Source organism: Candidatus Oleimmundimicrobium sp., from assembly GCF_030651595.1.
Taxonomy (GTDB): domain Bacteria; phylum Actinomycetota; class Aquicultoria; order UBA3085; family Oleimmundimicrobiaceae; genus JAUSCH01.
Genome location: NZ_JAUSCH010000067.1, coordinates 1 through 7,742 on the forward strand (window position 1 = coordinate 1; position 7,742 = coordinate 7,742).

6 protein-coding genes are annotated in these 7,742 nt (G+C 37.3%); 5 read left to right on the forward strand and 1 reads right to left on the reverse strand.

Going from position 1 to position 7,742, the window contains the following annotated elements:
* Positions 1 to 248: 248 nt before the first annotated feature.
* The 5 genes from Q7U95_RS04610 to Q7U95_RS04630 all read left to right on the forward strand — a co-directional run bounded on the left by Q7U95_RS04610 (position 249) and on the right by Q7U95_RS04630 (position 7,045).
* Positions 249 to 1,094, forward strand: a complete 846-nt coding sequence (locus Q7U95_RS04610) for a hypothetical protein (RefSeq protein WP_308752249.1) — start codon at positions 249 to 251, stop codon at positions 1,092 to 1,094.
* A gap of 243 nt (positions 1,095 to 1,337) precedes the next feature.
* Positions 1,338 to 2,951: a site-specific DNA-methyltransferase gene (locus tag Q7U95_RS04615; protein ID WP_308752251.1), complete on the forward strand. Its 1,614-nt coding sequence runs from the start codon at positions 1,338 to 1,340 to the stop codon at positions 2,949 to 2,951.
* Positions 2,952 to 2,999: 48 nt separating this feature from the next.
* A complete protein-coding gene (locus tag Q7U95_RS04620; RefSeq protein WP_308752253.1) occupies positions 3,000 to 3,182 on the forward strand; it encodes a hypothetical protein in 183 nt (60 codons plus the stop codon).
* 1 nt (position 3,183) lies between these two features.
* Positions 3,184 to 4,299: a Fic/DOC family N-terminal domain-containing protein gene (locus Q7U95_RS04625; protein WP_308752255.1), complete on the forward strand. Its 1,116-nt coding sequence runs from the start codon at positions 3,184 to 3,186 to the stop codon at positions 4,297 to 4,299.
* Between the two features lie 121 nt (positions 4,300 to 4,420).
* The gene (locus Q7U95_RS04630) at positions 4,421 to 7,045 is read left to right on the forward strand and encodes a DEAD/DEAH box helicase family protein (RefSeq protein WP_308752257.1); all 2,625 of its coding nucleotides are present in this window, start codon (positions 4,421 to 4,423) and stop codon (positions 7,043 to 7,045) included.
* A 96-nt stretch (positions 7,046 to 7,141) separates the two neighbouring features.
* Here the strand turns inward: Q7U95_RS04630 and Q7U95_RS04635 are convergent.
* On the reverse strand, positions 7,142 to 7,742 hold a 601-nt coding region (locus tag Q7U95_RS04635; protein ID WP_308752259.1), incomplete at its 5' end, for a hypothetical protein.

A 7,742-nucleotide genomic window follows, 5' to 3' on the forward strand; every position in this document is an offset into this window, starting at 1 on the left:
TGGAGGCTGATTTTAAAAGTTGCTTTTAACATTTTCAATTTTTCTATATCGTTTTTCCTGCCTGTCGGCAGGCACGGCATTTTTCATTCTTATTTTTTCATTTAAAAAAGTATCGGGTATGGGATGCCATATACTGCTAAATAATGTGTATTTTTGGAAATTTTGAAGGGAAAATCTGTCTTAACTCGAAATTTAATTATAGATTATGGAATTCTGTATATTGATAAGTTAGGGGTAAGAGAAGAATTATGATTTTAAATCAGCAACCAGATGGGGAATTGATCAAAGAGCTATATGCAAGATTCGGCTTGGCGTATTATCATAGCGAGTGTTTACACCGAGAACTTTGCTTGATTCACACGATGGGAACCTTTCAAAAATCTGAGGATATTACACGTCCAAGAGTTGAAGAAAAATTGGCATATGTATTTTCTCTTACTCTTGGGGAAGTTACAAAACAACTGAAAGATACATTACCAAAAGATTTGTTTGCAGAACTTGAAGATGGTGCAGCAAAACGGAACTTTCTTGCTCATCATTTTTGGTTTGATAGTGCGCATCTCATGGTAAGTGTGACAGGAATAAACAGAATAATCGAGGAGCTAAATGAATTTTCCCAAATGTTCAGTGACCTTGACAGACGAGTCACAGAGCATACTGAACAAAAAAGAAAACAGCTTGGTGTAACCGATGAGATACTGGAAAAAGCACTCGATGATGTACTTGCTGGTAAGCCAATGGACCCAATTCTTGGGAAACGAAAACTTAAGAAACAAGAACATTTGGTGCGTGTGTGGGAATTCTCTCTACCAAATGGTACCAAACCCTTGATTTTTGAAACCGAAGATGGCTGCCTTTGGCAGCTTTGTGATGTTGGTCTTGGCTGGACGGACTACGATACTATTGGACATGACTGGCATAAAAACGAGATTATTAAACAGTACTTGCCAGCAAGAATCAATCCTCGACCGAAGGACGCGAAGACTTGGAACTATGAATTTTGCCTAAAGCAAGGGGCAGTCCTATGGGTGAAGAGAGGGAAACAACCAAAGACTTTCAAATGGGGAATTAAGACAAAGGATAAGACCACTTAACCAATCGTTGCAGCCGACCGCCAACAGCGTGGCGGTTTTTCAAAGTTTTGTGCTCTATCAAAGTTTGTGGTTTATCTGCGTTTTATTTGGCAAGGGTTTTGGGCAGGTGAACTCAAACGTTATATGTGCTGAGAACGAAGATAAATGAATGCGGATGTGGTATCTTAAAGAAAAAGATTTTCCCATTTAAGAAACTCGCATATCATGTGCGGGTAGAAGAAAAAAATAAGGGATAAAAATAAAATGGATGGAAAATCGCTGAATATAGCGGAAGAAAAATTAAATAAATTGAAAAAAATCCTTCCTGAAGCATTTACTGAAAAGAAAATTGACTGGGAAAAGTTGAAAGCCGCGCTGGGTGACGATATAGAATTCAAGAATGAACGATATGTATTAAACTGGGCTGGAAAATCTGATGCATTCCGGGTTCTGCAATCTCCTACCACCGCTACCCTTGCTCCTGAAAAAGACGAATCCGTTAACTTTGATTCAACTGAAAATATTTTTATTGAAGGTGAAAACCTTGAAGTTCTAAAAGTCTTACAGAAATCATACTTTGGCAAAATCAAGATGATATACATTGACCCGCCGTATAACACAGGCAATGATAATTTCATCTATCCTGATAAATTCTCCGAAACCAGAGATGAATATTTGGGACGCATCGGTGACAAAGACGAAACTGGTTATTTAACTCGTGAAGGCTTGTTCCGCAAAAACAGCAAGGACAGCGGCCATTATCACTCTAACTGGCTTTCCATGATGTATCCGAGGCTGTTTTTGGCAAGGAATTTATTGCGGGATGACGGAGTTATTTTTGTCAGCATTGATGATAACGAGGTGCATAATTTACGGCTTTTGCTGAATGAAGTATTTGGGGAAGAGAATTTTGTGGCAACGATCATATGGCAAAAGAAATATTCTCCCTCAAATGATGCTAAATGGCTTTCGGATAATCATGATTATATTTTGCTTTATGCAAAGAGCAAAGAAATATGGCGACCTCAACTATTACCAAGGACAGAAGAAGCGAATTCCCGGTACATTAATCCTGATAATGACCCAAGAGGTGATTGGAAACCAAGCGGTTTAGATGTAAAAACCTATTCTGCAAAATATGATTATGAGATTACAGTTCCTTCCGGAAGGATTGTAAAACCTCCCAAAGGTGCATGTTGGCGAGTTAGCAAAGAAAGATTTCAAGAGTTGGTCAAAGATAAACGCATTTGGTTTGGTCGTGATGGCAACAATGTACCTGCAATAAAACGCTTTTTGTCAGAAGTGAAACAAGGAATAACACCCTTAACAATTTGGTTGCATGAAGAGGTTGGGCATAACCAGGAAGCTACTCAAGAATTGAAAGGGCTTGGAATTGTTGAGTTTGATTCTCCTAAACCAGTTCGGTTAATGAAACAGATTGTAGAAATATCATCTTGTGATAGTAATGACATCATCCTTGACTTCTTCTCCGGCTCTGGCACTACTGCCCAAGCCGTATTAGCACTTAACAAAGAAGACGGCAACCGTAAATTCATTTTGGTGCAACTGCCTGAGCAATGCGATGAAAATTCGGAAGCATATAAGGCAGGATATAAAACCATTGCCGAAATCGGCAAAGAACGCATTCGCCGAGTAATTAAAAGAATCGAGGATGAACAGGAAGGCAAACTTGATTTCGGAGATGAAAAACCGGATTTAGGTTTTAAGGTTTTTAAACTACAGGAATCCAATTTTAAAATCTGGCGAACAAAGATTGAAAGCGAAGAACAGCTTATTAAACAGTTGACCTTACATACCGACCCAGTTGATGAAAATGCCGAAACAGAAAATATTCTCTATGAGCTTCTTTTGAAATAGGGTGTTCCTCTAACGACAAAAATTGAGCAAAAAAACGGTTTTTATCTTGTGAATGATACTGAAATTGCTTTAATTCTTGATAAGGTGGATAAGGAAATCATTAAGACGGTTATTGATACAAAACCACAAAAGGTAATTACTCTCGACCGCTTATTTAATAACGACGACCAATTGAAAACCAATACCGCATTGCAGATGAAAGATGCGGGGATTGAGTTTAAGGTGGTGTGATATGCGACCATTTATTCCGCATGAGTTACCAATAGAAAATTTAAACTGGCAAAAATTAGTTCCGTTGATTGGAAAAGCTAATGCGGCCGTAGCCCGTTATGATGGATTATTACAAAGTTTAATGAATCCAAGTATTCTTCTGTCGCCTCTTACAACCAATGAGGCGGTTTTATCTTCAAAAATTGAAGGAACTCAAGCTTCTTTAGAGGAGGTTCTTGAGCATGATGCAGGAATTGAGAAGAACAAATCTTCTTCAATAAAGAAAGATATAAAAGAGATTGGTAATTATAGGCAGGTTTTACGAATTGCAGAAGATGAATTAAAACATAGGAGTATCAGCCTCAGCTTCATTAAAAGCCTGCATGCTGTTTTATTAGACAGCGTTCGGGGAAGAGACAAGGAACCGGGCGAATTCAGAAAAGATCAAAACTGGATAGGTAAACGTGGTACTCCAATTGAACAGGCTCGTTTTGTACCGCCTTCTCCACTCATCCTGCCTGAACATCTGGAAAAATGGGAGAGATTTCTTACTCTGAATGACTATACAGATCCCTTGGTTCAACTTGCCGTTATCCATGCCCAGTTTGAAATACTACATCCCTTTAAAGACGGAAATGGAAGAATTGGAAGACTGCTAATACCTCTCTTCCTTTATATGAAGAAATGCCTTAACAGGCCGATGTTTTATCTAAGTGAATATCTGGAAACGCACAGAGATGAATATTATGATGGTTTACTTGCGATTACCGAAGAAAACAACTGGCAGAATTGGGTTGAGTATTTTCTGCAAGCCATTGTCGTACAATCTAATACGAATATATCTAAGGCAAAAGAAATCCTGAGCCTATATGAAAAACAAAAAACGAAATTTATAGATATAACCCATTCTCAGTATGCAGTCCCAGCTTTAGACGCATTTTTCAATTCGCCTATAATAAATTCAGTCTATTTCGTTAAATTATCGGGCATTCCTAATAAAATTACAGGCAATGATTTATTAAGAAAATTGGTAAAATCAAACTCAATCAGTATTTTAAGAAAAGGACGAGGCAGAATGCCTACTGTTTATGCTTTGCTGGATTTAATCAATATTGCGGAAGGAAAAAAGGTTTTATGATTTTGGGTAAAGCAGAATATACACAAGTTGATTTGCGTAAGCTGTTTCTGGAAGTACTTTACGCAAAGAGCGTTTTGGTGGTCAGACTTTACGCAAAATTGAAAAAAAGGAGTAATTCCCATTGAAACTCCACTTTGACCCAAACCAACAATTTCAGCATGATGCGATAAACTCTATTGTCGAAATTTTTGAAGGACAGCCGTTAAGTCAGGCTGATTTCAGTTTTTCAATTAGTTCGGAAAGTTACCTGTTACAGGAGGGCGGAGTTGGTAACCGCTTGATCATCGGCAAGGAACAGATTCTTGAAAATGTACAGTCAGTTCAGGACAAAAACGAACTGCCTGTTTCTGATAAACTGGACGGTATGCATTTTTCCATTGAAATGGAAACCGGAACCGGAAAAACTTATGTATATCTCCGCACTATTTACGAACTAAATAAAAAGTACGGTTTTAAAAAGTTTGTAATTGTTGTCCCCTCAATCGCTATCCGTGAAGGCGTATTAAAAAATCTTGAAATCACCTTTGAACATTTTCAAAATCTTTACGATAAGACACCTGTTAATTTTAATGTGTATGATTCCAAGCGGGTTTCCAATTTAAGAAATTTTGCCATAAATAATAACATTCAGATTCTTGTTATTAATATCGATTCCTTCGCCAAAGACGAAAACATAATCAATAAGCCCAATGATAAACTTACAGGAAAAAGGCCGATAGAGTTTATTCAAGCAACCGGTCCCATTGTGATTGTGGATGAGCCGCAAAATATGGAGACGGAAATCAGAAAAAAGGCCATTGAAAATCTGAATCCTCTTTGTACCCTTCGATATTCGGCAACACATACAAACCGTTACAATATGGTTTACAGCCTTGATCCGGTAGAAGCCTATGACCTCGGGCTGGTAAAACAAATAGAAGTGGATTCCATTGTCACGGAAAATGATTTTAATGAAGCATTTCTTTGCCTTAAAAAAGTAACCGCGACAAAAACCCGTACTTCTGCCAAAATCAAAATAGATGTAAATAATCCTGACGGTGTTAAAAGAAAATCCGTTACCGCAAAGGTCGGCGATGATTTATACGATTTATCCAACAAAAGAGAGATTTACAAAAATGGTTACATTATAAACGGTATTGATATTTCCGAAAATTTGATTGAATTTTCTAACGGTGAAACCGTTTTTGTAGGTGATACGTTCGGCGGGCTTTCCGATGAGATTATGAAAGTTCAAATCAGAAAAACGGTTGAAGAGCACTTTTTAAAAGAAAGAAAACTGAAAAGCAATGGCATAAAGGTACTTTCTCTTTTCTTTATTGACCGTGTAGCCAATTATCGTGATTATGATTCGGCCTGCAATCCGGTTAAAGGCAAATTCGCCAAATGGTTTGAAGAAATATATAAGGAAATATCATCCAAAACAGCATATAAAGATTTAATTCCCTTTGACGCGGAAGAAGTTCATAACGGTTATTTTTCAGCAGATAAAAAAGGTAAATGGAAAGATACAAAAGGAAATACTCAAGCTGATGACGATACCTTTAAGCTGATAATGAAAAATAAAGAGCAGCTTTTAAACGCAGATGAACCTTTGAGGTTTATTTTCAGCCATTCCGCATTACGTGAGGGGTGGGACAATCCAAATGTTTTTCAGATATGTACTTTGAACGAAACGCAATCGGAATTAAAAAAGAGACAGGAAATAGGCAGAGGCCTAAGGCTTTCCGTTAATCAGGAAGGAATCCGAATACAGGACACCAATATTAACCGATTAACAGTTGTCGCTAATGAATCGTATGAAGATTTTGCCAAACAATTACAGTCTGAAATTGAAGAAGATTGCGGAGTATCTTTTAAAGGCAGGATTAAAAACAGAAGGGAAAGAACAACGGTAAAATACCGGAAAGGCTTTGAACTGGATGAAAAATTTAAAGACATCTGGGACAAGATTAAATATCAAACCACATATCGGGTTGAATATAATACATCCGAACTTATTAAGAAATCGGCAAAAGCAGTTAATCAAATGCCGGATATCAGAAAAGCGGTTATAAAAACAACAAAAACCGCACTTGAGTTTGATGATACCGGAATTGTTATGGATATAAAAGCTTCTTATGCAACATCGCTTGATGGCGCATTCAGAATCCCGGATATGCTTTTTTACATACAGGAAAGAACGGAACTTACACGCTCCACTATTCTTGAAATTCTTAGAAAATCGGAAAGAATCGGTGAAGTATTAATAAATCCACAGCTTTTTCTGGACAATACGGTTATTGCAATAAAGGATGTTCTTATGGAGTTGATGATTGAAGGTATTAAATACGAAAAAATCGGTTCAAAAGAATATGAAATGAGATTATTTGATGACTATGAAATACATGTCAATGAGCTGACATTTAAAATAAATAAGAAAGATAAAACCATTTACAGCAATCTTGTTCCGCTTGACTCAAATGTCGAATATGAATTTGCCAGAGAATGTGAAAGCAGAGATGACATTGAATTTTATTTCAAACTTCCCTTCTGGTTTAAGATTAAAACACCAATAGGAAATTATAATCCCGACTGGGCTTTGATTAAGAAGAATGAAAAGACGGTTTACTTTGTCGCTGAAACCAAATCGGCAGGGCAGGAATTAAAGACAAGTGAAAAAAGAAAGATAAAATGCGGGTATGCTCATTTTAACGAATTTGAAGATGTAAAATATAGGCAAGTTGCCACAGTTGGAGATCTGCATTAAGAACCGTTTCTGTACATCGGATGCTGAGCGAGGAAAAAGCGTCAGGTTTTTAATCTTGATATTTCAAAAAGAACATCAAAACAACCCTTTCCAAAACTACTGACCGGTTATCTTTCTATAAGCTTCTGCGGGATTTGAGCCGTCAATTTCAGGTTTAATATCTTGAGGTTCACCACCTGGCATAGGCGGTTTCATGCCACCAAATCGACCCCTGAAATCATATCGAGTAAAAAAGATTTTTTCTGCGCCAAGTTCCAATGCCTTTTTTGTGCTTTGTAAAACTTGAGTTGCGTTAATGTCGATATCATCTGATATTATTGCTTCTGCTTCGGTTACCCATATCGGCTTGTTGATACCAAATTCTTGGAGCATTTCTTTATACAACTCCACATTAAAAGATTGGTAATTGTCATTAGAAATACAATGAACATTCGCGATATCAAAAGCTGAAATAACATTCTCATTTTCAAAAACTTCACGGTAAAAATTTAGGAACCTGTCATTACCTCCAGCGGCACCGGCAATAAGAATCTTAGCTTCAGGGTCGGCTCCGCGTATAGCTTCAGAGGTTTTAATTAATAGTTCTTGGTAGGCCTTAGCATCTTGTTTATAAAAATCTAGTCGTTCATGGCCCTCTTCCTCTTCGGGACCGGATAAGTCTGGCTCATTCATTACTTCCCAATACTTTATTGGAATC